Source organism: Duganella sp. GW822-FHT06D06 (assembly GCF_058799615.1).
In genome coordinates this window covers 51,695-75,847 of sequence record NZ_JBXALQ010000007.1, presented here as the reverse complement: position 1 = coordinate 75,847, position 24,153 = coordinate 51,695, and the positions used below count along the sequence as shown (strand labels likewise).

At 64.5% G+C, this 24,153-nt stretch carries 17 protein-coding genes; 4 read left to right on the top strand and 13 right to left on the bottom strand.

Annotated elements, in window-relative coordinates:
• Nucleotides 1-21: 21 nt before the first annotated feature.
• The 3 genes from AC1RMD_RS14815 (at nucleotide 22) to AC1RMD_RS14805 (ending at nucleotide 4,953) form a co-directional block, all read left to right on the top strand.
• Complete coding sequence (locus tag AC1RMD_RS14815; RefSeq protein ID WP_492927439.1) at nucleotides 22-1,698, top strand: M14 family zinc carboxypeptidase; 1,677 nt, start codon at nucleotides 22-24, stop codon at nucleotides 1,696-1,698.
• A gap of 87 nt (nucleotides 1,699-1,785) precedes the next feature.
• Nucleotides 1,786-3,972, top strand: a complete 2,187-nt coding sequence (locus tag AC1RMD_RS14810) for an FUSC family protein (protein ID WP_492927438.1) — start codon at nucleotides 1,786-1,788, stop codon at nucleotides 3,970-3,972.
• A gap of 60 nt (nucleotides 3,973-4,032) precedes the next feature.
• On the top strand, nucleotides 4,033-4,953 hold the full coding sequence (locus AC1RMD_RS14805; RefSeq protein ID WP_492927436.1) for an EamA family transporter: 921 nt from the start codon (nucleotides 4,033-4,035) through the stop codon (nucleotides 4,951-4,953).
• Here AC1RMD_RS14805 and AC1RMD_RS14800 read toward each other — a convergent pair whose 3' ends face one another.
• The gene (locus AC1RMD_RS14800; protein WP_492927435.1) at nucleotides 4,954-6,252 is read right to left on the bottom strand and encodes a sensor domain-containing diguanylate cyclase; all 1,299 of its coding nucleotides are present in this window, start codon (nucleotides 6,250-6,252) and stop codon (nucleotides 4,954-4,956) included.
• Between the two features lie 246 nt (nucleotides 6,253-6,498).
• Here AC1RMD_RS14800 and AC1RMD_RS14795 point away from each other — a divergent pair, with 246 nt between their 5' ends.
• Nucleotides 6,499-6,753: a hypothetical protein gene (locus AC1RMD_RS14795; protein ID WP_492927433.1), complete on the top strand. Its 255-nt coding sequence runs from the start codon at nucleotides 6,499-6,501 to the stop codon at nucleotides 6,751-6,753.
• Between the two features lie 218 nt (nucleotides 6,754-6,971).
• On the opposite strand, the gene AC1RMD_RS14790 is transcribed toward AC1RMD_RS14795, so the two are convergent.
• The 12 genes from AC1RMD_RS14790 to AC1RMD_RS14735 all read right to left on the bottom strand — a co-directional run bounded on the left by AC1RMD_RS14790 (nucleotide 6,972) and on the right by AC1RMD_RS14735 (nucleotide 24,080).
• Nucleotides 6,972-8,438 carry an APC family permease gene (locus AC1RMD_RS14790; protein WP_492927431.1) on the bottom strand — a complete coding sequence of 489 codons (1,467 nt, stop codon included), beginning with the start codon at nucleotides 8,436-8,438 and terminating at the stop codon, nucleotides 6,972-6,974.
• Between the two features lie 349 nt (nucleotides 8,439-8,787).
• Complete coding sequence (locus AC1RMD_RS14785; protein WP_492927430.1) at nucleotides 8,788-9,297, bottom strand: DUF1993 domain-containing protein; 510 nt, start codon at nucleotides 9,295-9,297, stop codon at nucleotides 8,788-8,790.
• Between the two features lie 62 nt (nucleotides 9,298-9,359).
• Nucleotides 9,360-9,866, bottom strand: a complete 507-nt coding sequence (locus AC1RMD_RS14780; protein WP_492927428.1) for an EF-hand domain-containing protein — start codon at nucleotides 9,864-9,866, stop codon at nucleotides 9,360-9,362.
• A gap of 91 nt (nucleotides 9,867-9,957) precedes the next feature.
• Nucleotides 9,958-10,947 (bottom strand): succinylglutamate desuccinylase, encoded by a 990-nt coding sequence (locus AC1RMD_RS14775; protein WP_492927426.1) that lies wholly within the window; start codon nucleotides 10,945-10,947, stop codon nucleotides 9,958-9,960.
• Between the two features lie 4 nt (nucleotides 10,948-10,951).
• Nucleotides 10,952-15,676: an NAD-glutamate dehydrogenase domain-containing protein gene (locus AC1RMD_RS14770; protein ID WP_492927424.1), complete on the bottom strand. Its 4,725-nt coding sequence runs from the start codon at nucleotides 15,674-15,676 to the stop codon at nucleotides 10,952-10,954.
• Nucleotides 15,677-15,797: 121 nt separating this feature from the next.
• On the bottom strand, nucleotides 15,798-17,135 hold the full coding sequence (gene astB / locus AC1RMD_RS14765; RefSeq protein ID WP_492927422.1) for an N-succinylarginine dihydrolase: 1,338 nt from the start codon (nucleotides 17,133-17,135) through the stop codon (nucleotides 15,798-15,800).
• 9 nt (nucleotides 17,136-17,144) lie between these two features.
• Nucleotides 17,145-18,617, bottom strand: a complete 1,473-nt coding sequence (gene astD / locus AC1RMD_RS14760) for a succinylglutamate-semialdehyde dehydrogenase (protein ID WP_492927420.1) — start codon at nucleotides 18,615-18,617, stop codon at nucleotides 17,145-17,147.
• Entirely contained in the window at nucleotides 18,610-19,668 is a 1,059-nt protein-coding gene (gene astA, locus AC1RMD_RS14755; RefSeq protein ID WP_492927419.1) for an arginine N-succinyltransferase, read from the bottom strand. Before astA ends, astD begins: the two co-directional genes overlap by 8 nt.
• A 13-nt stretch (nucleotides 19,669-19,681) precedes the next feature.
• The gene (locus AC1RMD_RS14750) at nucleotides 19,682-20,719 is read right to left on the bottom strand and encodes an arginine N-succinyltransferase (protein ID WP_492927417.1); all 1,038 of its coding nucleotides are present in this window, start codon (nucleotides 20,717-20,719) and stop codon (nucleotides 19,682-19,684) included.
• A gap of 92 nt (nucleotides 20,720-20,811) precedes the next feature.
• Nucleotides 20,812-22,056: an acetylornithine/succinyldiaminopimelate transaminase gene (locus AC1RMD_RS14745; RefSeq protein ID WP_492927416.1), complete on the bottom strand. Its 1,245-nt coding sequence runs from the start codon at nucleotides 22,054-22,056 to the stop codon at nucleotides 20,812-20,814.
• 142 nt (nucleotides 22,057-22,198) lie between these two features.
• Nucleotides 22,199-23,158, bottom strand: a complete 960-nt coding sequence (locus AC1RMD_RS14740) for a GlxA family transcriptional regulator (RefSeq protein ID WP_492927414.1) — start codon at nucleotides 23,156-23,158, stop codon at nucleotides 22,199-22,201.
• Between the two features lie 7 nt (nucleotides 23,159-23,165).
• Complete coding sequence (locus AC1RMD_RS14735) at nucleotides 23,166-24,080, bottom strand: DMT family transporter (RefSeq protein ID WP_492927412.1); 915 nt, start codon at nucleotides 24,078-24,080, stop codon at nucleotides 23,166-23,168.
• Nucleotides 24,081-24,153: the final 73 nt, after the last annotated feature.

Genomic DNA, 24,153 nt, shown 5'->3' with positions numbered 1-24,153 from the left:
CAGACTGCCATGCACCCAGAAATGCCTACGCCTTACGAAAAAGGCAATCAGAACCAGACCACCTTGTGGAGCGAATGCATCGCCTTCTACCAGGAACTGGCGCAACGCTACCCGCAAGTACTGCGTTTTGAACAGATCGGCACGTCCGACGGCGGCATCCCGGTGCATGCGGGCGTAGTCAGCGCGGACGGCGTGTTCGACCGCAACCAGATCAAGGCCGAAGGCCGCACCGTGTTCTTCAACAACAACGGCATCCACCCCGGCGAACCCGAAGGCGTGGACGCCTGCATGGCCATCGTGCGCGACCTGTGCTTCGATCCGGCCCGCCTGGCCGCGCTGGGCAAGACCGTGCTGCTGTTCGTCCCGCTGTACAACGTCGACGGCGCGCTGAACCGCGCCGACACCTCGCGCGTCAACCAGGACGGCCCGGAGCAGTTCGGCTTCCGCGGCAACAGCCGCCACCTGGACCTGAACCGCGACTTCATCAAGTGCGACACGCTCAACGCCCAGCTGTTCAACCAGCTCGTCACCAGCTGGGATCCGGACGTGATGGTGGACACCCACACCTCCAACGGCGCCGACTACCCGTACACGATGACCTTGATCCACACCCAGGCGGACAAGCTGGGCTACGGCCTCGGCCCCTTCCTGCGCCAGACCATGCTGCCGCACATCTACGCGCAGATGGAAGCGAAAGGCTGGCCGACCTGCCCTTACGTCAACCCGGTGCAGGACACGCCGGACGACGGCATCGCCGAGTTCCTGGAAGTGCCGCGCTTCTCGACCGGCTTCGCAGCGCTGCACCACGTGATCGGCTTCATGCCGGAGACGCACATGCTCAAGCCCTTCAAGGACCGCTACGACTCGATGCGCGCGCTGCTGGACGTGACGATGGCCTTCACCGTCACCCACGGCGAACAGATCCAGAAGCTGCGCGCCGACGCGCGCGAGCAGGCCGCCAACGCCAAGCAATGGACCGTCAGCTGGAAAATGGATGAAACGAATCCATCGACCTTCCGCTTCAAAGGCTACGCGGCCAAGCGCAGCCCAAGCCTGCTGGGCGACTACACGCGCCTGTCCTACGACCGCAGCCAACCGTGGGAAAAGGACATCGCCTACTACAACAGCTTCGTGCCGTCAGCCACCGTGCGCGCGCCGAAAGGCTACGTGATCCCGCAAGCCTGGCGCGAAGTGATCGAGCGCCTGCAATGGAACGGCGTGGAAATGGCGCGCTTCGACGAAGCCTCCACCATCGAGGCGCAGTACTACCATATCGCCGCCGTCACCTCGCGTCCGCAGGCCTACGAAGGCCATATGTACCACGACGAGGTGGAACTGGAGGCGCGCACCGGCAGCTTCACCGTGCAGCCGGGCGACTACTTCATTCCGCTCAAGCAGGCCAACGCCCGCTACGCCGTCGAAACGCTGGAACCGCAAGGCCACGACTCCTTCTTCCGCTGGGGTTTCTTCAACAGCGTGCTGGAGAAAAAGGAAGCCTATTCCGACTACGTGTTCGAAGACCTGGCGCTGGAAATGCTGGAAACCGAACCTGAACTGAAAGCGAAATTCGAGCAATGGAAGGCCGACTATCCGGCGCTGCTGACCTGCCAGGAAAAGGTGCTGGGCTTCATCTTCGAACACGGCAAACGCCACGCGGAGCCGGAATGGCGCCGCTACCCGGTGCTGTCCGTCCTTTAAGTCCCCGCAAAGTAACAACTAGCGTTACCCCATGCGCGCAGCGGCGATCCCGCGGCGCGCATGCAAGCTGCCCACAAGGCCATAGCCATGCACTACGCACTCAACCTGCGCACCTTTTTCTACAGCCATTACTTTTACCTGGGCCTGCGCTTTGCCGCGGGCCTGGTCGGCGTCACCCTGGTGACGCTGCAATTCGCCGACATGGCCACCGCCATGACGGTGTGCGTCGGCGCGCTGTGCACCGCGCTGATGGACATGCCCAGCCCCCTGCGCCACAAGTTCAACGAGATGAGCGCCTCGGTGCTGCTGTGCAGCGCCGTCACCTTGTTGATCAGCCTGTGCGCGCCGGTGCACTGGCTGCTGATGGTCATGCTGGTGGCGATCAGCTTCCTGGCCTGCATGATGGTCGTCTACGGCAAGAAGTCGATGCCGCTGCAACTGGCCACGCTGTTCATCATGACCATGTCGATGGAACACGACATGACGGCGCGCGAGTCCTTCATCCACACCGGCCTGTTCACCTTGGGCGCGATCGCCTACCTGGCCTACGCCATGGGCATCTCGTGGATACTGCGCCACCGCATCAAGCAGCAGGTGCTGGCCGAGGCGCTGTTCGAGCTGGCCGCCTACATCGACATCAAGGCCGACTTCTACGACACCCGCTACAACCTCACCGAACAATTCAACAAGCTGGTACGCCATCAAAGCCTGCTGGCCGACCGCCAGCAAGCCTCGCGCGACCTGATACTGCGCAGCCACCAGAACAGCAAGGACGCCATCGTCGTGCAGACCCACGTCTGCATGCTGGACCTGTATGAGCTGATCCTGTCGACCCACACCGACTACGCCCAGCTGCGCGTGCACCTGGCCGATTCGCCGGTGCTGAAATCGCTGCACGACCTGGCCTGCAAGGCGGCGCGCGACATCGAATCGGTGGCCTACGACGTCACCCGCAAGAAGGCCTCCTACCCGGAGATCAGCTACGAGCCGGAACTGGCGGCCATCGAGGCGGAGCTGGCGGCCTTGCAGCAGCGCGTGGACGAAGGCAAGCCGGCGCAGGAAGCGCTGGCCGTGCTGCGCGCGCAGCGCAACAAGGTGCGCGCCATCATCAAGATGATCGGCGAGCTGCACCAGGCCAGCCAGAAGGCCTACGACAGCACGCCGTTCTGGGTCGACGCCGACATGGGCCCCTTCCTGTCGCAGCAAAAGTACGAACTGCGCATGATCCTGTCGCACCTGCGGCTCGATTCGCCGATCTTCCGCTTCTCGCTGCGGGTGGCGATGGCGATCTCGGTCGGCCTGGCGGTGGCCTCGTGGCTGCCGTATGCGGCGCACAGCTACTGGATCGTGCTGACCATCGTCATCATCCTCAAGCCCAGCTTCAGCATGACCAAGCAGCGCCGCAGCGACCGCATCGTCGGCACCATCATCGGCTGCGTGATCACGGCGCTGATCATCAAGTACCTCAACTATCCGGCGGCGATACTGGGCTTCCTGATTTTGTCGACGGTGGCCACGCCGACCTTCATCTACGTGCGCTACCGCTACGCGGCGATCGCGGTCAGCATCATGATCCTGCTGCAGATGCACCTGATCGCGCCGGGCAACCAGGACCTGATCGTCGAACGCCTGACCGACACCTTCATCGGCGCGGCGGTGGCGACGGCGTTCAGCTTCGTGCTGGCCAGCTGGGAATATCAATCGCTGCCGCGCCTGATCCGCGAAGTGCTGGACGTGAACCTGCGCTACATGCAGGCCAGCTTCGATCTGCTGCAAGGCAAGGGCAAGGACGATTTCGCCTACCGCATCGAACGCAAGCGCCTGATGGACAGCCTGGCCGCGCTCAGCTCCGCGCTGGTGCGCATGCTCGACGAGCCGGCCCGCAAGCAGCGCGCGGTGGAGGACATCAACCTGTTCATCGTGCAGAACTACCTGCTGGTGGCGCACGTGGCCGCGCTGCGCGCCATCCTGCGCCGCCACGTGAAGGAACTGCCGACCGCGCCCGTCAACGCCATGCTGCGCGAGAGCCATGAACAGGTCGTGCGCACGCTGGCGCAGGCGCTGGCGCCGCAATCGGCGACGGCCGCGCAGATGACGCCGGCAACCGCCGCAGCTGCCGCCGTCGCCGCCGACGCGCCTGCCACTTCAACAGTGGACGGCGCCAGCGTGCCGTGGTCCGGTTGGCCGCTGGTACAGCGACGCATCCGCCTGCTGCAAGCGGACGCCGTCAAAATCATCGTCCACAGCGAGGCCATCGTCCGCGACGTGGCCTGATCTGGCTCCGGTCTTGGCCCAGCCTCTGCGCCGCCGGCGCAGGCCTGCTAAGATGGCAACATGACCGCCGCCTCCCCAGCATCCTTCAGCACCCGTGACCTGATCTCCGCCCTGTTCGTCGTGCTGATCTGGGGCACCAACTTCGTCGCGATGAAGGTCGGCCTGCGCGACCTGACGCCGTTCCAGATGGGCGCCGCCCGCTATATCTTCGCCGTGCTGCCGCTGATCCTGTTCGTGCGCCCGCCCAAGCTGCCGGTGAAGTGGATCGTGGCGTATGGCCTGTGCCAGGGCGTCGGCCAATTCGGCCTGCTGTTCCTGTCGCTGAAGGTCGGCATGTCGGCCGCGCTGGCGTCCGTGATCCTGCAAACGCAGGTGTTCTTCACCGCCTTCTTCGGCTTCGCGCTGCTGCACGAACGCGCCAGCCGCGCGCTGCAAGGCGGCCTGCTGCTGGCCGCCGTGGGCCTGGTCTGCTTCGGCATGAACTACGTGCAGCCCGGCCACGCGGGCGCCACCACCGCCGGCGGCTTCGCGCTCTGCCTGGCCGCCGCCGCGATGTGGGCGGCCTCGAACATCGTCGTGCGCCGCGCGCAGCAGGCCACGCCGCAATTCGATGTGGTGGGTTTCATGGTCTGGTGCAGCCTGGTGCCGATCCTGCCGTTCATCGGCCTGTCGCTGGCCTTCGACGATCCGGCCACGCGCTGGAGCTGGACCGGCGCGCCGCTGTCCACCTGGATCTCCACCGCCTACCTGGGCTGGATGGCGACCATCCTCGGCTACGCCATGTGGACCCGTCTGTTGAAACGCCACCCCGTCAACCGCGTGGCGCCGTTCAGCCTTGGCGTGCCGGTGGTCGGCATCAGCGCCGGCATGATCGCGCTGGGCGACGTCATCACCGGCTGGCAGTGGGCCGGCATCACGCTGATCGTCGCCTCGCTGATCTGCACCATGTTCGGCGGCCGCTGGCTGGGCCGGCGCAGCTAGTTAGGAAAAGCAGACCCGGTTGCGGCCCGTCTGTTTGGCGCGGTACAGCAGCGCATCGGCCTTTTGCAGCATCGCCTCGGCGGTGCCGGCGGCCAGGTCGGCGTATACGCCCATGCTCATCGTGACCTTCAGATCCGGGTGCACCTCGTGCCACGGGAAGCCCTCGATCATGTTGCGCAGCTTGTCGCACAAGGCCGCCGCCTGCGGCAGCTCGGTCTCCGGGAAGGCGATCACGAATTCCTCGCCGCCGTAGCGCGCCACCAGGTCGCTCAAGCGCATGTGGCTGCGCAGGATCTCGCCCACCTGGCGCAGCACCGCGTCGCCGGTGGCGTGCGAGAACTGGTCGTTGATCCGCTTGAAGAAATCGATATCCCCTATCACCACGCTCAATGGCCGCTTGTGGCGCACCGCATGGCTGAACAGCGTGGTCGCCTGTTCGTCGAAATGGCGGCGGTTGTGCAGCTTGGTCAGGGCGTCGCGCACACTGAGCTCGCGCATCTGTTCGGCCTGTTCCAGGATGGTCTGGTGCGACTCCTTCAGCTCCTCGTGCGAGCGCGCCAATTGTTCGCTCATGTCGTTGAAGGCGCTGGCCAGCGTGGCCACTTCGTCCCGCCCCTCCACCGGCACCCGTTGCAGCAGCGAGCCGCCGTGCATGGCGCGCACCGCGCCGGTCAGGTGACTGAGTTTGCGGCTCAGTCCCCGGCTCAGCAGAAGACCCAGTACCACCGCCAATGCCGCCGCGCCGGTCACGCCGGCCACCAGCGCTTCGCGCATCGCATCCATGTATTGCTGTTCCTGTTTGCTGGGCGTGAAGATGCCTTCCGGCGAGATATAGGCCAGCACCCGCTCGCCCGATTTGACGGCGCGCGCATCCTTGCGGGCCGATTCCGGCAGCAATTCGCCTGGCCGATACACACCGGCCCCCAACACCACGTGAAAATCCTGGTCCGCCACGATGAAGTGAAACGGCGGCTCGCCGCCGCCCCGGCGCGGCGGCCGACGATCGCCGCGCCCCGGCGGTCCCTCACCCTGCGGCGGCCCCGGCCGCTCCTCGCCATCCGGCGGCGGCGGCCGCGAGCCATGCGCCTCGCGGTAGCTATGCATGAAATCGTCGAAAGGCTCGGCCTGGGTGGCGGCCTGCCAGCTGCCGTACTTTTGCAGGTAGCCGCTCATGCCCTCGTAAAAACTGTCGGCGGCGTGCTGGCGGCGGATGACGTCGACCTTCTTGCTCATGCCCACATAGGCCAGGCCGCCCACCATCGCTACCGCCGCCAGCCCGGTCAGTAGCAAAGCGAGCATGAATTTCGTGCGCAGGGACATCGGAGCTCCGTCAAATTATTGCCAGTTGGACAGTAATCATACCTGATGGCGCTCGGCTCGCACTCAATCCAAAGCGAAAAAAGTTACCGCTCAGAACGCTTCTGTCATAGGCAAAACCGGAAGTTATACGGTTTGCTTATGGCGAGTATCATAAATCAAAATTTTATTTATTACTGAAACACGCGCATACTGCACTGCAACAAACGAACATTTAAGGAGCTTCTGATGAGCGCAACGAACAACCTGATTTACATCGACCTGACCACGACCCGCTACGCAAGCAATGTTGCCACCGCAGCGCGCCAGCTGATTGCCGCACTGTTCGCCGTCAAGCCACGTCCAGCCGTCGTGGCGGACGAAGTTGTTTCGCAACGCCAGATCGAAGCTTCCGCGTCCTGGCTGAACCGCCTGGCCAATGACTGCGAACGTCATTCGCCTAACCTGTCTGCCGAACTGCGCTACATGGCGTCGCGCGGCTAATCGAACCGAATTTAACTTTCTGGAGATCACCATGCTGACCATCATCGAAAACCTGCCTGCCGCCATCGCCCTGTCCGGCCTCGTACTGCGCCTCTACCTGGGCGCCAAGCCAGGCAAAGAACAAGCGTAAGCAAACGAACGTAAAAAAGCCCCCATCAGCCTGAACGCGCTCAAGATCGCGCTCAGTGCCGATGGGGGCTTTTTAACGTCTCGCCGTTTTACTTGGCGTGATTCAGTCGCGAATTGCGCATGCCGTACAGGAAGTACGTCAGCACCGCCGCGCTCATCCAGATGAGGAAGATGGTGTAGGTGGTCATCGACAGGCCGAACATCAGGTACAGGCAGGCCACGATGCTCAGGCCCGGCACCACGTACGGGCCGAACGGCACGCGGAAGCCCTTGGTGCCCTTGCCGTTTTCCTTCTTGCGCATCACCGGCACCGCCAGCGACACCACGATGAAGGCCGTCAGCGTGCCCATGCTGACCATATCCCACAGGAAGGTCGCATCGACGAAACCGGCCACCAGGCCGACCACGATGCAGACGATCAGCGTGTTGTGCACCGGCGAGGCGGTGCGCGGGCTGACCTTGCGGAACGCTGGCGAGATCAGGCCGTCCTTCGAGATCGCGTACAGGATGCGGGTCTGGCCGTAGATCGTCACCAGCGTCACGCTGAACACCGAGATCACGGCGCCCGCCGCCAGCACCAGCGCCGGCCAGGTCTTGCCCGTCACGTTCTGCAGGATCACGGCCAGGCCGGCTTCCTGCCCGGCGAACTTGTAGGCAGGTTGCGCGCCCATCGCGGCCACGGCCACCAGCAGGTAGAACACGGTCACGATGCCCAGCGCCGACAGGATGCCGATCGGCACATTGCGTTTGGGATCGCGCACTTCCTCGCCGGCGGTGGCCACGGTGTCGAGTCCGATGAAGGAGAAGAACACCGTCGCCGCCGCGGCCGTCACGCCGGTCATGCCGGTGATGTGCACGCCGTTGTCCGGGCTGAAGAATGGATGGAAATTGTTTATATCAAAGCCGGAGAAGGCGATCACCACGAAGAAGATCAGGATCGCCAGCTTGATCATCACCATGATGGCGTTGGTGGTGGCCGACTCCTTGGTGCCGCGTATCAGCAGCAGGCAGCACAGGCAGACCAGCAGGATGGGCGGCAGGTTGATGTGGCCGAGATGGAGCTCCATGCCCTTGGGCGTGGAAACGATCATCGGCGAGCGCAGCACCTCGGGGATATGCCAGCCGAAGGCGTTGTTCAGGAAGTTGTTCAGGTAATCGGACCAGCCGATCGCCGTCGCGCTGGCCGCCAATCCATATTCAAGCAACAGGCAGGCCGCCATGATGAAGGCCAGGAACTCGCCGACCGTGGCGTAGGCAAACGAATACGACGAGCCGGACGCCGGAATGCGGAACGACAGCTCGGCGTAGCACAGCGCGGTCAGGCCGGCGGTGATGGCGGCGAACAGGAAGGACAGGATCACGGAAGGCCCGGCCTTCGGCACGGCTTCCACCATCGTGAAGAAGATACCGGTGCCGATCGTGGCGCCGACACCAATCATTGTCAGGGGAAACAAGCCGATCGAGCGATGCAGGCTATTGCTATTGGTGGGAGCAGTTTCTACTGTGTTATCGACCGGCTTGGTACGGGTCAGTTTCTGGACCAGCGTTTGGTTCACAGGCAATCCTTGTGGGAGATATGTACGGGCAAAAAAACTAAGCGATTATAGGGCCTTCCGGCCTGTCGCATTACAGTAATTTTGTGTTAGAAAAACAACTCAGACCCCAGGCGGGGTAAGGGCTCCGTTACAGTTGCTTACTTTTGATACAGCGGGATGTATAGATTGGAAATTGTTGTCAAGCTACTCTAGGCCGAAGTGTTACATCAAGCCAAGAGAGAGCCCATCATGCCAATTCAAAAGATCCCTACCGTATCCCGGCGTTTCCATCCTGCCGTCGCCGGCGCCGCCGTTGTTTTACTGGGTCTGGCGGGCACGCTGGCGGCCTGGCTGATGCGCGGCTAAGCTTCTACGCGAACGGCCCGAGATAATCGCGCTTGCCGACCGGGACGCCCTGGTTGCGCAGGATGTCGTGGGCGGTGACGATGTGGAAGAAGAAGTTCGGCAAGGCGAACGTCAGCAGATAGTCGTCCCCCTGGAACGCCGGCTGGAACGCACCCAAATTAAGTGTGATCGGGCGCGCCTCGCTGCCGGCGAAATCGCTTTCGGCGACGCTATCCAGATAAGTGATGGTATCGGCGATTCGCTGTTGCAATTGCGCGAACGAGGTTTCGTTGTCTTCAAACTTGGGCGCGGCCACACCGCTCAAACGCTCCACCGACAATTTCGACGTATCGCTGGCGCGCTGCACCTGCGCCGACAGCGGCAGCATATCGTCCGCCAGCCGCGCGGAGATCATCGCATCCGGCACCGAGCCATGCTGCTCGACATAGGCCTCGGCCTTCCCCAGCAAATCCGACAACACCTTCAAGCCACGCACAAACACGGGCACCGACACCTGATGCATCGATAACGACATCGCGAACTCCAGAGATGAGATAGAGAACTGCGAGTGTAGCGCAATCGACGCAATCGAGACACTCAGGCCAACTGGTCGACGTTGTTGCCGATCTTGCTAGCGTCGGTCGTTTTATCGGGATGGGAAACGCTGTACACCAGCTGTTCCTGCTCGGAGACCGTGCCGTCCTGGTTGGTGTCCGCCGCTTCGTAGGTTGTAGTCGAGCTGCTGGAGCTGCTAACGCCGCCCGCGCCACCGCCGCCGTGTGCGCCTTCAGCAGGCTTGCCGCCCTGGGCGCCGCTGGGACGCGGCGGCGCAAAGCTGCCGCTCTTGATCGCGGTTTCCAGATCGGATTGGGTGATCGAACCGTTCTTCTGCGTATCGATCGCATCGAACTGCTTGGTGGCGTCATCGGCCGACACGCCCTTCTTTTCCAGGCCCGATACGAACTCGTCTTTGTTGACCTTGCCGTCCTTGTCGGCGTCCAGGTCGGTGAATACCTTGGCCGCAAAGCGCGCCGCCCCCTTCGCAGGATCGAAGGAGGTGGCTTGGGTACTGCTGCTTGAAACGCCGCTGATGGCTGTCGACATGATGATTACTCCGTGGTTAGAACACTGTTGTCCTAATTAACGAACTAATCCATGTAACCATGATCCCGCAAAGTGTAAAGCGGCGTAAAGATCAGGAAACGCGCACCACCATCAGGCCGGCGCGCAGGCCGATGCGAACGTCGGGGTTGGGGAATACCACCAGCTCTTCGGGATGCTGGACGGTGTAGATGGTGTCGCCATCGCGGGCGATTTCTTCGCCCTGCTTGAGCGCCGTGAAGTTGTGCGTCTCTTTGCCGAACGCCATCTGGAACTGGTCGCTCAACTTGATGATCTGGCGCGCGGTGTTGAACACGTGCGGCCGCTGCCTGGCCTCACGCTTGGCCGCGCCGCGCAGCAGGTCGTCCAGCGCCAGCGAGGCATCGGCGAACTGCGACAGATCGTTCTGTCCCAGGGTGCCGATGCGCCCCAGCTCCACCGTGGTGCCGGCCGCCGCGTGATGCTCGGCCGAGTAGTAGCTGTACGTCCCGACCGAAGCCGGGTTCATGATGACGGCGCCGATGCCGGCCAAACCCAGCCACTCGATCACCTCGCGGCGCGGCTGGTCGGCGATCAGCTCGGGCACGATGGCGAAGGTTGGATACACCGACGGCCGTATCGCCGTATGCAGATCCAGATGCCAGCGCAGCGGCCCCGCACCGTCGAAGAAGGCCGCGGTCGCGGCGATCATCGCATCGGCGCGCGCCGCTTCGGACGTGCCCTCCAGCGTACCGCGCTCCTTGCGGAACATGCGGTTCAAGTCGGCATCGATGAAGCGCTTGCCGGCCCTGATCGCACCGATATTGCCAACGCAAAGCATCAGGTTGACCGCCAGCGCGGACGCCTGCTGCGACAAGGCGTCCAGCAGATACGCCACCATCTCGATCGGTCCCGTCTCGTCGCCATGCACGCCGACCGAAATCAGCACGCTCGGACGTTCGCCCCCGGCCTTGATGGTCAGGATACCGTCGGCCGGCTGCGTCACCGCAAAACTGGCCGCCGAAAAACGCTGCGCGACCACGCTGAAATCCGCTTCAGCCAACGCGCGTACAGATTCCGGCAAAACCTTGGGCAAATCGCTCATCTACTTACACCGCCAGCGTCGTGTTACTGGTGTTGGTCGCTTCGGACAAAGCCCAAACGTCCAGCATCGCCTGTTCCAGATCGGTCGCCGCCGCGTAGCCGGACAAGCCCAGCGTGTTGGCCACGACTTCCACCGCTTCCGCCGCCGTATGGTCGCCGGTCGCATGCTGCAACACCTGCGACAGCAAGCGTTGCTGCGTGCGGCGCAGCGCGTTCTGGGCGTAGCTGCGCAGCTGCTCTTGCGAACGGCTGGTGGCCGGCAGTTTCAGGCCGCGCTCCAGCGTATCGATGCCAACCTGCGCGCGCAGCGCCAGGCCAACTTGCAGGAACGCCGGCAGGTCCATGCCCTCAGGACGCGATACCGACAGCGCCGCGAACACAAACGCCGCCACCGCGTCGATCGCCTCGACAGCCTTCCAGGCCAGCACGAATTCGGCGCGCAGGCCGGAGGTGATATCGGCATCCGACTGGCCGTCGGCCGGCGTCAGCTGCGCCAGCGTTTCCGGCTTGGCGAACAGCTTGGTCAACTCGGCGACGCCGGCGCGCAACTGGTCGGCAGGCACCGTCAGCACGCCTTCGATCACCGACTTTTGCAGCACGCGGGTACGCGCATCGACCTTGATCGACACGGCGCGTGGCACTCTCAGCGCGTCCGCATCGAGCGTCGTGAAGATCGGCGCCAGGTTCAGCGCGGACCATGCCTGGCCCCACGCCAGGATCACATCCGATTCATCCACGCCATGTTCGCCGGCCAGTTGGCGCAGCATCAGCGGACCGCAACGGTTGACCGATTCATTGGCCAGCACGGTCGCCAGGATGGCGTTGGCCAGCGGGTGCGCCAGCGCAGGACGGGTTGCCACCAGCAGATCCGGGAAGTACGGCTTCAGCACCGACTCGGCCCAGCTCAGGTCCGTCAGCGGCAGCGCCGACAGGATGCGCTTGTAGCGGTTCTTGACGTTGGCGATCACCACCGCCAGTTCCGGCGTGGTCAGGCAACGGCCGTCGGCCTTGCGGCGCGCCAGTTCCGCCACCGATGGCAGCTGCTCCAGCTCACGCGACAGCGCGCCCTCTTCTTCCAGCGACGCGATCAGCGCGGCGTAGCCGTCTTGCGCGGCGGCGTCGGTCTGTGACTGTGCTTCGCGCACCAGCAACTGCGTTTGCAGCGTGTTGTCGCGCAGGACCAGGCGTTCGATGTCGGCGGTCATTTCGTTCAGCACGCGGTTGCGGTCTGCTTCGCTCAGCTGGCCGGCGTTCATTTCCACGTCCAGCCACATCTTCGCGTTCACTTCATGGTCGGAGCAATCCACGCCGGCCGAGTTGTCGATCGCATCGGTGAAGATGCGGCCGCCCGCCAGCGCGAATTCGATACGGCCGGCCTGGGTCGCGCCCAGGTTGCCGCCTTCGGAGACGACCTTGCAGCGCAGCTGGTTGCCGTCGACGCGGATGTTGTCGTTGGCGCGGTCCTTGACCTGTGCGTGCGATTCGGTCGAAGCCTTGATGTAGGTGCCGATACCACCGTTGTAGAACAGGTCAACAGGCGCCAGCAGGATGCGGTGCATCAGTTCCTCCGGCGGCAACGAGGTTTCTTCGATGTCCAGCGCGGCGCGGATCTGCGGCGACAGCTCGATGCTGCGGGCGCTGCGCGGGTACACGCCACCACCGGCCGAAATCAGCTCCTTGTTGTAGTCGTCCCACGAGGAGCGCGGCAGCGCGAACATGCGCTCGCGTTCGACGAAGGATTTTTCCATATCCGGATTTGGATCGAGGAAGATATGGCGGTGATCGAAGGCAGCCACGATTTTCAGTTTGCGCGACAACAGCGCGCCGTTGCCGAACACGTCGCCCGACATGTCGCCCACGCCGACCATCGTCACCTGCGTGGCGTGGATGTCGTGGTCCATTTCGTAGAAGTGACGCTTGACGGCTTCGAACGCGCCCTTGGCGGTGATGCCCATCTTCTTGTGATCGTAGCCGTTCGAGCCACCCGACGCGAACGCATCGCCCAGCCAGAAACCGCGCTGCACGGCGATGCCGTTGGCGATGTCGGAGAAGGTCGCGGTGCCCTTGTCGGCGGCCACCACCAGGTACGGGTCGTTTTCGTCGTAGCAGATGGTGTCGGCCGGCGAAACGATCTTGCCCAGCACGCGGTTGTCGGTCATTTCCAGCAGGCTGGCGATGAACAGGCGATACACCGCTTCGCCTTCGGCCGCGATGGTTTCACGCACGGCGTCTTTCGGCATCTGCTTGCAGACGAAGCCGCCCTTGGCGCCGGCCGGCACGATGACGGCGTTCTTCACCATCTGTGCCTTCACCAGGCCGAGCACTTCGGTGCGGTAGTCTTCCATGCGGTCCGACCAACGCAGGCCGCCGCGGGCGACCGGGCCGCCGCGCAGGTGCACGCCTTCGAAGCGGCGCGAGAACACGAAGATCTCGCGGAACGGACGCGGTTCCGGCACCAGCGCCAGGCTGCTGGTGTCGAACTTGAAGATGATCTTGTCGCCCTTCTGGTTATTCTGGAAGTAGTTGGTGCGCAGCGTGGCGACCATCAGGTCGGTCATCGCGCCCAGCACTTCTTCGCTGTCGGCGTGGTTGATCGCCGGCAGGCTGCTCTTGATGCCGGCCAGCGCATCGAGTGCGGCGGCGCGGGTGGCGGCGTCCAGCGCAGGGTTGAAGCGTTGCAGGAAGGCGTCCACCAGCTGCTTGACCACCACCGGCTGCTTGCGCAGCGTCTCGGCGATGTAGCGCACCGAGAAACGGCTGCCGGTCTGGCGCCAGTAGCTCATGTAGGCGCGTACCAGTTGTACCTGGCGCACGCTCAAGCCGCCTTCGATGACCAGGCCATTCAGGCGGCCGTCTTCGGCTTCGTTGTTGAACAGTGCGGCGAACAGTTCCTGCGCGACCGGCACGATGTCGGCCTTGGCCAGGCTGGCGGCGCTGGCGGCATCCACCGACAGGCTGGTGACGAAGTGACGCTGGCCGTCCACGCGCAGCGAGTGCGCCTGTTCACGGTCGATCGCCACGCCGGCGTTGTGCAGCGCCGGCAGGATGGTCGACAGCGATGGTACGCGGTCGACGGAATACAAACGGATGGTGGTCGCATTGGCCGCGGCGTCTGTGCCAACTTCGACACGCACGTCCACGCGCGATGGATCGGTGTTGCGCAGGATGGTGCCCAGGTCGTGGAAGGCGGCTTCCGGCGCGGTGGTGGCGACATAGTCGATCGGCAGCGCGGCGCACATCTTGCGCAGGCTGGCGCGCAGCGGCACGTCAGGCACGGCGTCGGCCAGCGCGGAGAACTGGTTGTGCCAGCCGTCCAGCACCGACAACAGCGGCTGCTGGATGTCGGTTTCCAGGTCCAGCGGATAGCGCGCGGCGTGGGCGATCAGGTACACGCGGGCCAGCGGGCCGTCCGCCACCAGCGTCTGCGAGCTGACATGCTGCGCGCCGGAACTGGCTTGCAGCGCCTTGGCCAGCGACGAAGCGACGCTGGCGCTGTAACGCTCGCGCGGCAGGTAGACCAGCACGTTCAGGTGGCGCGCGTACACGTCGCGGCGGGCGAACACCTTGGTGCGCGGCTGCTTGTACAGCGAAACGACGGCGCCGCAAACTTCGGCCAGCCATTCAGGTTCCGCTTCCAGCGCCTCTGTGCGCGGCAGCGATTCGAGGATCTCGATGAATTTCTCGGCGCGGAAACCTTCCTGGCGCACGCCGGCGATGCTCAGCACCTTGGCCACGCGGCCACGCGCGAACGGCAGGCGGTTCAGCGGCGTCGCGGTGGCGGCGCGGGTGAACAGGCCGACGAAGCAGTACTCGCCCAGGATCGCGCCTTGCGCGTCGGTGTGGCGGATGCCGATGAAGTCCAGTTGCTGGTCGCGGTGCAGCGTGCCCTCCACGTCGGCCTTGACGATGGACAGCGTGTGGGCGCGCTTCGACAGCGTGTCGAAATCGCCGGGAATATTGGCCAGGCAGGTGCCGTAGACCGGATGCGAAGTATCTTGCAGCACGCCGATGCGGCTAGGGATGTCGCGTTCCAGCTCGCGCACGCCCGGTTTCACTTGGTAGTAGGCGTAGCCGAACGGCTCGAAGCCCTCGGTCTTGGCCCATTCCAGGAAGGCGGCGACTTCCTTGCCTTCATCGCCATGGGCGGCGGCTTCGGCGCCGATGCGGCTGAAGTGCTCCTGCATCGCGGCTTTGTCGCGGCGCACCACGGCGGCGTCGCGCGACACCATTGCCAGGCGCTCGACCAGCATGCCGATTTCCGCTTCCGGCAGATCTTCGGACAGCAGGCACAATACATACGATTCGAGTTTGTCGCCACTCTGGCCGACGGCGGTCACCACGCCGTCCGCGTTGCGCGCAACCGGCAGCACCGAGTTCAATACGCCGCTGACGCCCACGCGCAGCTTGCGCATCGCCATGACGATCGAATCGACCAGGTAAGGCATGTCATCGTTCAGGACCAGCAGCGCGGTGGCCATGCCGCCGCGGCCATCCGCGTAGCGCAGCTTGGCGATCTGCGCGCCGGAGCCGGAGCGCTTGGAAGCTTGCGTGAAACCGTCCCACAATACCGGGGCCAGGCTACCCGGGGCGGTGCCCGCCAGGTCTTCTTCGTCCAGGGATCCAAGCCAGGCGCTGATCAGGGAGGCGACCTGGCTGCTGTCGCTGGCCGGCTTGCTCGAATTGACCAAATCCAGCGTCTGTGCGCGCAGGTCTTGTGGCATTTGTTTCATCGTTGCTTCTCCAATACGTTATGTGTATTTTATGTTGCAGGCGCCGCGCCGGCTTGTGGCTGCGCGGCAGTGGTTGAGCGCTATTAGACACCAAATCCCCATATGGGGGCGAGATGGTGTTTTACAAATCATACAGTCCAGGCAAGCCCAGAATCCGGCTCAAGTCTTCCAGCGCGGCGTGCACTTCGATCGCCAGCGCCGGATCGGCCAGGTCGGACGGTTCCAGCCGGTCGCGGTAGTGCTTCTCCACCCACGCCACCAGCGTGTGGTACAGCGCTTCCGTCATCACCACGCCTTGATGCATGGCAGCCGCTTCGGCATCGGTCAGCGCCACGCGCAGGCGCAGGCATGCGGGGCCGCCGCCATTGCGCATCGACTGGCGCAGGTCGAAGTGAATCAGTTCGTCGACCGCGTTGCCGCTGGCGACCAGGCCTTGCAGGTAGGCCGCCACGGCGGCGTTTTCCTCGCACTCCTGCGGGATCACCAGCGCCATCTTGCCGTTGTCCTTGCTCAGCAGCTGGCTGTTGAACAGATAGCTGTGCACCGCGTCGGCCACCGACACCTTGGCGGTATCGACGCGGATCGCGTTCAGTTCCGCGCCCACGCCGCCCATCGCGCGGCGCAGCTGTTCCAGCGCGTCCGCTTCGTCGGCGAAGGCCTGCTCGTGATAGAACAGCACATTGCCGTTGCCGACCGCGATCACGTCGTTGTGGAACACGCCCTGGTCGATCACGTCCGGATTCTGCTGGACGTAGACGGTGCGCTCGGCCGACAGGCCGTGCAGGCGGGCCACGGCCTGCGATGCTTCCAGCGTCTGGCGGGCCGGGTATTTTTTCGGTGCCGATGCGGAGGCGTCGAACTCGGTGCGGCCGTAGACGAACATCTCGACGGCGGCGCTGCCGTGGTCCTTGCACAAACGGGTGTGGTTGGCCGCGCCTTCGTCGCCGAATGCCGGCGTGCCTGGCAGCGCGTCATGCACGGCGAAGTGCTTCTCGTCCTTGAAGATGGCGCGCAGCGAGCGCGCCGACTGCGCGTGCTCGAAAGCGCGGTGCAGCTTGTTATTCAGGTTGGCGGCGGTGAAGTGGGTGCGGCCGTCGGCGCTGTCGGCGGACGGGCTGACCGTGGCCGCGTTGGCGGTCCACATCGGCGAGGCCGAGTAGGCGCACGCCAGGATCACCGGCGACTCCTTGGCGGCCTTGGCCAGCACCTCGGCATCGCTGCCGGTGAAACCGATGCTGCGCAGCAGGCGGAAATTCGGACGGTCCTGCGGCGGCAGCAGCGCCTGGCCGAAGCCACGCGCGGCCAGCGCGCGCATCTTGGCCAGGCCTTGCAGCGCCGCCAGCTTCGGATTCGAAGCACTCTTGACGTTGCTGAACGAAGCCACATTGCCGAACGACAGACCGGCGTAGTTGTGCGATGGGCCTACCAGGCCGTCGAAGTTGAATTCGCGTGCGCGCATTTCAGTTCCTTAGAAGTGCATGCCCGGCGACAGCTTCGCAGGCATTTCAAGTACATTGTTTTCGATCGAAGCGACCGGATAGGCGCAGTAATCGGCCGCGTAGTAGGCGCTCGGACGATGGTTGCCCGATTTGCCCACGCCGCCGAACGGCGCGCTGCTGGCGGCGCCGGTGGTCGGACGGTTCCAGTTGACGATGCCGGCGCGTGCGCGCACCTGGAAGATCTTCCACAGGTTTTCGTCGTTCGAGATCAGCGCCGAAGCCAGGCCGAATTCGGTGGCGTTGGCGGCTTTGATCGCGCTGTCGAAGTCCGCCACGCGGATCACCTGCAGCAGAGGGCCGAACCACTCTTCGTCCGGGATGCCTTGGGCTTCGGTGACGTCGACGATGCCGGCGCTGACAAAGCCGGTGTCCTCGACCAGCTGACGCATCGCCAGCAGGCTCTTGCCGCCCTTGGCGACCATGTCGGCCTGCGCCAGCACCAGGCGCTTGGCGATCGCTGCCGAAACAACAGGGCCCATGAACGGCGCCGGTTCCGCGGCGGAGGCGCCGATGGTCAGGCGGCTGGCCACGTCGACCAGGCGCGCGATGATCGCATCACCCTCGGCGCCCTGCTTGACGATCAGGCGGCGCGCGCAGGTGCAGCGCTGGCCGGCCGAGATGAAGGCCGACGAAATCGCCATGAACACGGCGGCGTCGATATCCTTGACGTCCCACACCACCAGCGGATTGTTACCGCCCATTTCCAGCGCCAGCATCTTGCCTGGCTGGCCGCCGAACTGCTTGTGCAGCGCGGTGCCGGTCTGGCAGCTGCCGGTGAACAGCACGCCGTCCAGCAGCGCGTTCTGGCCCAGCGCGACGCCCGCATCGCGGCCGCCGTTGACCAGGTTGATCACGCCTTTCGGCACGCCGGCCTTTTCCCACAGCTGCACGGTCTTGACGGCGGTGCGCGGCGCATATTCGCTAGGCTTGAAGACCACGGTGTTACCGGCGATCAGCGCCGGCACGATATGACCGTTCGGCAGGTGGCCCGGGAAGTTGTAAGGACCGAACACGCCGAACACGCCGTGCGGACGATGACGCAGCACGGCATCGCCGTCGGCGACCTTGTTCTGGGTTTCGCCGGTGCGCGCGCCGTAGGCCTGCACCGAGATGTCGATCTTGTTGGCCATGGTGGTCACTTCGGTGCGGGCTTCCCACATCGGCTTGCCCACTTCCTCGGCGATCAGCAGCGCCAGCTCTTCCGCGTCCTGTTTCAGCAGATCGCGGAAACGGGTGCAGACGGCGATGCGCTCGGCCAGCGGCGTCAAGGCCCAGGCTTCAAACGCGTCGCGCGCGGCGGCGGCGGCGTGGCCCACGTCCTGCGCGGTCGATTCGTTGCTGGCCCAGGTCTGCTTGCCGTCCGATGGATCGATGGTGACCAGTTCGGCGCCGCTACCGGCGAGCCATTCGCCGTTGATGAAGTTGCTCAGGACTTTAGACATGTGGATTCTTCCTCAAATTAAGGGTCAGCGTGCGCACCGTATCGCCGGTATGGCAGTGCAGGAGTTGTTGTTCGGCTTCCGGCAGCGCGATGGCGCCGTTGACCGGCACCGCTTGCGACAGGATCATGCGGAAATCCTTGAGCGTGGTGTTCGACACCAGCATCGGTTCGGCGGCGATGGATTCCGGCGCGCAGGCCGAATCCCAGTCCGTCGTCGGGCCGATTTCGGCCAGCGTGCTTTCGCGCATGGCGCGCAGTTCCGACACGCGCGCCTGCAATACCGGGCCGGCGTCGAAGATGTCGACGTAGCCTTCGAAGTACAGGCCTTCCTGCTCCAGCAGGCGGCGCGCCGGCGCGGTCGACATGTGGACCTTGCCGATCACCTGCTGCGCGTCTTCCGGCAGGTAGGCCACGTACAGCGGCTGGCGCGGCATCAGTTCGGCGATGAAGGACTTCTTGCCGACGGCGGTCAGGTCGTCGACGTGGTCGAAATCCATCTTGAAGAAGTGGCGGCCCAGGCCTTCGTAGAACGGCGAACGGCCGCTCTCCTCCTGGTAGCCGCGCATTTCGGCGATCAGCTTTTCGGTGAACAGGTGCGGGAACTGGGCGATGAACAGGAAGCGGCTCTTCGACAGCAGCTTGCCGTTGTTGCCGGTGCGGTAGTCCGGCGCCAGGAACAGCGAGCACAGTTCGGTGCTGCCGGTCAGGTCGTTCGACAGGTACAGCGTGTCCATGCGGGTGAACACGTCCAGCTCGCGGCTGGAGTGCACCAGCGTGCCGATGCGGTAGTTGTAGAACGGCTCCGTCAGGCCGACCGCGCCCTTGATCGCGCACACGCCGGCGATGCGGCCGTTGTCGGTGTCCTCCATGACGAACATGTAGTCGCGCTTTTCGGGCGGGATGGTTTCGGCGAACGAGGCGACCGCGATCGCCAGGCGGTCGCCCATCATCTTCATGTCCGGCTTGAGGGTGGTCATGCCGCTGCCGACCTGCGTGGCCATCACGTACAGGGCGTCGAGGTCGTTGGCTGTGATTGCGCGTACTACTAGCATAATTGATCCACTCTTAAATTCTGACGCAGATGACGGTATCGCCTTCGGCGATCTGGAGCGCTTCCAGCACGTCGGCCGGCAGCGCCACATTGACTTGCGATTCCAGCGCGGCGCAATGCGTGATCACGGCGCGGAAGTTGTGTTCGGAGCCGGACGATACGGCGTAGCGCAGCTGCGGTTCGCGGCCGCGGTCCGGCGATTCGGCGGCGGTGGTCACGCGGCGTTGCAGCGCGCCGTTGAAGGTGCGCAGCGAATTCTTGTGCGCCTGCAGGATCGGGCCGCCGTCGAAGATATCGATGTAGTCGTCGGCTTCGAAGCCTTCGGCCGTCAGCAGGTTGAACGCCAGCTCGCCCGACGGATGGATCTGGCCCATGGCCGCCTGGGCGTCGCCCGGCAGCAGCGGCACGTAGACCGGATAGTGGGGCATCAGCTCGACGATCAGCGTGCGGTTACGCGCGCCGCCGATGACGCGCTCGGCGTCCAGGAAATCCATCTTGAAGAATTTGCGGCCCAGCGCATCCCAGAACGGCGATCCGCCGTCGGCGTCGGTCACGCCGGCCAGCGGCACGAAGAAGCGGTCGGCGAAGCGGTGCGGCGCCAGCACGGCGAACATCAGGCGCGCGCGCGACAGCAGGGCCGCTTCCGGCGTGCCGTGTTCGCGTTCGCCGACGTAAAAGCTCGACAGCTGCGAATAGCCGGTCAGCTCGGAGCACAGCGTCAGCGCGTGCACGCTGTGGCTGATGTTCAGGTCGCGCGAGACCTGCTGGATCACGTCGTTGCGGAAGGAGAAATAGGTGCCGTTGGAACCGGCGGCGGCGAAGATCGCGGCGGTGCCGACGATGGTCTTGTCCTGCGGCGACTCGAGCACCAGCAGATAGGATTCTTCGCTGGGGATGTCGACGTGCGCGGCAAACGAAGCGATCGAACGCTCGATCATGTCGGCGATCTTCTCGCGCGTTTTCGGCAAGGTGTGCACACCCGGCATGGTCACTGCGGCCAGCGCTTCGAGGGCAGCAATATCCGCAAGTTCTACCGGACGGACTACATACATGGGAACTCCTCAGTTTAATGCACAAGCCCGGCGCACAAAGCACCGGGCTGGAATGAGAGACGGCGGAACCAGGTCCGCCGCCGTAGGTGCTATTAAGCGGCCTTGATCATGCCGTCCAGCGACAGGCGCAGGATGCGGTCGGCTTCGGCGATCTGGGCGTCGGTGACGATCAGCGCCGGCGCCAGGCGCAGCACGTCCATGCCGGCGATCAGCACCATCAGGCCGTTGGCTTCGGCGGCGCGCTGGATGTCCTTCGAACGGCCTTTCCAGGCATCGGTCACCACCAGGCCTTGCAGCAGGCCGGCGCCACGCACCAGCGTGAACACCTGCGCGTAGTCGGCCACCAGTTTCTCCATCGTCGCGCGCAGCTTGGCGCTGGCTTCCTTGACGCGGGCCAGGAAGGCCGGCTGGTTGATCGTGTCCAGCACGGTCAGCGCCACGGTCGCGGCCAGCGGATTGCCGCCGTAGGTGGTGCCGTGGGTGCCCACGCCCAGCGTCTTGGCCAGTTCGTCGGTGGTCAGCATGGCGCCGATCGGATAGCCGTTGCCCAGCGCCTTGGCCGAGGTCAGGATGTCCGGCGTGATGCCGTAGGTCATGTAGTGGAACAGGTCGCCGGTACGGCCCATGCCGCACTGGACTTCGTCGAAGATCAGCAGGGCGCCGGTCTTGTTGCACAGGTCGCGCAGCTCTTGCAGGAAAGCCTTGTCGGCCGGGACCACGCCGCCCTCGCCTTGCAGCGGCTCGACGATCACTGCGCAAACGTCGTCGCCGATGGCGGCGCGCGCGGATTCGATGTCGTTATAGGTCACGTGGTCGATCGCTGGCGGCAGCGGCTCGAAGCCTTCGGTGTACTTGGACTGGCCGCCGACCGACACGGTGAACAGCGTGCGGCCGTGGAACGACTGGTAGCACGACACGATGCGCGACTTGTGCGGGCCGAACTTGGTGTGGGCGTACTTGCGGGCCAGCTTCAGCGCGGCTTCGTTGGCTTCGGCGCCGGAGTTGCAGAAGAAGGCGCGGTCGGCGAAGGTCGCTTCGGTCAGCGCGGTGGCCAGGCGCAGCACTGGCTCGTTGGTGTAGCCATTGCCCAGGTGCCACAGGGTGTTGGCCTGGCGGGTCAGCGCCTCGACCAGGATCGGGTTGCAATGGCCCAGCGAAGCGACGGCGATGCCGGAGGTGAAGTCCAGATAGTGCTTGCCATTCTGGTCCCACAGGTCCAGACCAGCGCCTCGGACCGGTACCATCGCTGCTGGTGCATAGGTTGGCACCAGAACTTCATCAAAGGTCTGACGAGTTACAGGACGGGTAGTTACGGTCGTATCGAGCTTGGCGTTCATGGCATTCCCTATCGTTGTTGGGTAAGGCGCGGCACAGCACCGCGTGGACCCATTATAAAAAGCGGCATGCTAAAACTCTTTTCTAATGGCGACAAGGATTTTCACTTTTGGCCGCAAAGTAAGCTTGTCAGAACGACCAGTTCTATACAGGTGGTAGCAGCTTGCGCTGGCGTTCTTCGCGCGGGGTGTTGCCGAACAGGGCGCCGAAGGCGGTCGAGAAGTGCGAGCCGGACGAGAAGCCACACATCAGCCCGACCTGCACGATGGAGTGGTTGGTCTCCAGGAGTAACTGGCGGGCGCGTTGCAGCCGCAACTCCAGGTAGTAGCGCGACGGCAGGCTGCCCAGGTATTGCTTGAACAGGCGCTCCAGCTGGCGGCGCGACAGCCCGACCAGGTTGGCGATGTCGTCGGTCGACAGCGGTTCCTCGATATTGGTTTCCATCAGCGTCACCGCCTCGGACAGGCGCGGCTGCAAGGCGCCGAAGCGCGCCTGCAGCGCGACCCGCTGGCGTTCCTCGTGGCCGCGCACGCGCTCGATGCACAGGCTTTCCTTGATGCCGGCCTGCACGGTGGCGCCGAACAAATGCTCGATCAGGGTCAGCGAGAAGTCGATGCTGGCGGCGCCGCCGCAGCAGCTCAGGTGGCGGCCGTCCAGCTCGAACAAGTGCGGCGTCAGGATGGCGCGTTCGGAGATGCCCTCGGTGTCGGCGTACAACGCCCACGGCAGCGCGATGCGCACGCCCGCCATCAGGCCGGCGGCGGCCAGCCACAGCACGCCGGCGCCGACGCCACCCCAATACTCGGCCGAGCGGCAGCGTTCGATGACGGCGCGGCTCAATTCGGGCGCCAGCGGCGACTGGCCCTCGTCGGCCACCAACAAAGCAAGGTGTGGACTGTGAGGCGGCCAGCCCGGCTGCGCCAGCACCACCTGCGCCGGCGTCATGGTTTCCAGATGCAGCACGTCGCGGCCCAGCGCGGCGGCGGCCAGGCGCAGCGGCTGCACCAGGCCGGCCCAGGTGAGCGCATCGGCCTCGCCCGCATTCACCAGCAGCATGCGCAGCGGCCGCTCCTGGATGACGCGGGATAAATTATCGAAAGACATAAGACACCTACTCCGGAGCCAGCGCGGCGGCGGGCCGCTCGGTGCTCCACTGGCTGACGATCATGCCGGAAATCAGCAGCACCGCGCCCAGCAAGCCGTTCCAGGCCAGCGTCTCGCCCAGCCAGAAATACGCGAAGATCGCCGCGCAACCGGGCTCGAAGGCGTAGATCACCGCCGCCTCGTTGGCGCTGCTGTGGCTCTGGCCCCAGGTTTGCAGCGAAATAATGGCCGCCGTGGCGACCACGCCCAGGTAGACCAGGTTCAGGCCATAGATCTGCAAGCCCTTCCAGATGTAGCTGACGTAGTCCGGCAAGTCCTGGCTGCGCTCGGCCAAGCCCAGCGGCACTTCGCGGATCAGCAGCCAGGCGGCGGCGCACACGGCCACCGTCAGGATCTGCGAGGCGGTCAGCACCATCAGCTTCTCGACCTTGCGGGTGGTGGCTTCCATTAACTTGACGTAGATGCCGAAGAACAGCGCGCACAGCAGCGCCAGCGTATCGCCGCGGCCCCAGGTGAAGCTGCCCTCCCAGCACAACGCGAACAGGCCGGCCAGCGCCAGCGCGAGCGCGACGACGATGCGGCGCTCCAGCCGCGCGCCCAGCAGCACGCCCAGCAGCGGCGGCACCAGCACATTCAGGCCGGTGACGAAGGCATTGCGGTTGGAGCTGGTTAGCGCCAGCCCCTCGATCTGGAACACGTAGCACAGGAACAACACCCCACCGGCGATGATGCCCCAGCGGATATCGTTCCACTTGGCGCGCCACATAAACGGCAGCAACAGCAGGCCGGCCAGCGCGAAGCGGCACAGCACGATCCAGCTGGCCGACAGGTAGCCGGTCATGTCCTTCATCGCGGGGAAAGTCGTGCCCCATACCAGGGTCACGATGAGCAAAGCGGCAATGCCGCGCAAGTGTTGAGGCATGGTTTTTTTATTATGAATGTGCGTCCGCCATTATAGTCCCGGCCAAGATTGCCGGTGCGAACCGGCTATAATC

Bases quoted from the DNA above. Each gene is read 5' to 3' on its own strand.
- AC1RMD_RS14745 (WP_492927416.1), bottom strand. From the start codon at position 22,056: ATGAACGCCAAGCTCGATACGACCGTAACTACCCGTCCTGTAACTCGT.
- AC1RMD_RS14800 (WP_492927435.1), bottom strand. From the start codon at position 6,252: ATGCTCGCTTTGCTACTGACCGGGCTGGCGGCGGTAGCGATGGTGGGC.
- AC1RMD_RS14740 (WP_492927414.1), bottom strand. From the start codon at position 23,158: ATGTCTTTCGATAATTTATCCCGCGTCATCCAGGAGCGGCCGCTGCGC.
- astB (WP_492927422.1), bottom strand. From the start codon at position 17,135: ATGCGCGCACGCGAATTCAACTTCGACGGCCTGGTAGGCCCATCGCAC.
- astA (WP_492927419.1), bottom strand. From the start codon at position 19,668: ATGCTAGTAGTACGCGCAATCACAGCCAACGACCTCGACGCCCTGTAC.
- AC1RMD_RS14810 (WP_492927438.1), top strand. From the start codon at position 1,786: ATGCACTACGCACTCAACCTGCGCACCTTTTTCTACAGCCATTACTTT.
- astD (WP_492927420.1), bottom strand. From the start codon at position 18,617: ATGTCTAAAGTCCTGAGCAACTTCATCAACGGCGAATGGCTCGCCGGT.
- AC1RMD_RS14735 (WP_492927412.1), bottom strand. From the start codon at position 24,080: ATGCCTCAACACTTGCGCGGCATTGCCGCTTTGCTCATCGTGACCCTG.
- AC1RMD_RS14775 (WP_492927426.1), bottom strand. From the start codon at position 10,947: ATGAGCGATTTGCCCAAGGTTTTGCCGGAATCTGTACGCGCGTTGGCT.
- AC1RMD_RS14805 (WP_492927436.1), top strand. From the start codon at position 4,033: ATGACCGCCGCCTCCCCAGCATCCTTCAGCACCCGTGACCTGATCTCC.
- AC1RMD_RS14795 (WP_492927433.1), top strand. From the start codon at position 6,499: ATGAGCGCAACGAACAACCTGATTTACATCGACCTGACCACGACCCGC.
- AC1RMD_RS14785 (WP_492927430.1), bottom strand. From the start codon at position 9,297: ATGTCGTTATCGATGCATCAGGTGTCGGTGCCCGTGTTTGTGCGTGGC.
- AC1RMD_RS14780 (WP_492927428.1), bottom strand. From the start codon at position 9,866: ATGTCGACAGCCATCAGCGGCGTTTCAAGCAGCAGTACCCAAGCCACC.
- AC1RMD_RS14815 (WP_492927439.1), top strand. From the start codon at position 22: ATGCCTACGCCTTACGAAAAAGGCAATCAGAACCAGACCACCTTGTGG.
- AC1RMD_RS14770 (WP_492927424.1), bottom strand. From the start codon at position 15,676: ATGAAACAAATGCCACAAGACCTGCGCGCACAGACGCTGGATTTGGTC.
- AC1RMD_RS14750 (WP_492927417.1), bottom strand. From the start codon at position 20,719: ATGTATGTAGTCCGTCCGGTAGAACTTGCGGATATTGCTGCCCTCGAA.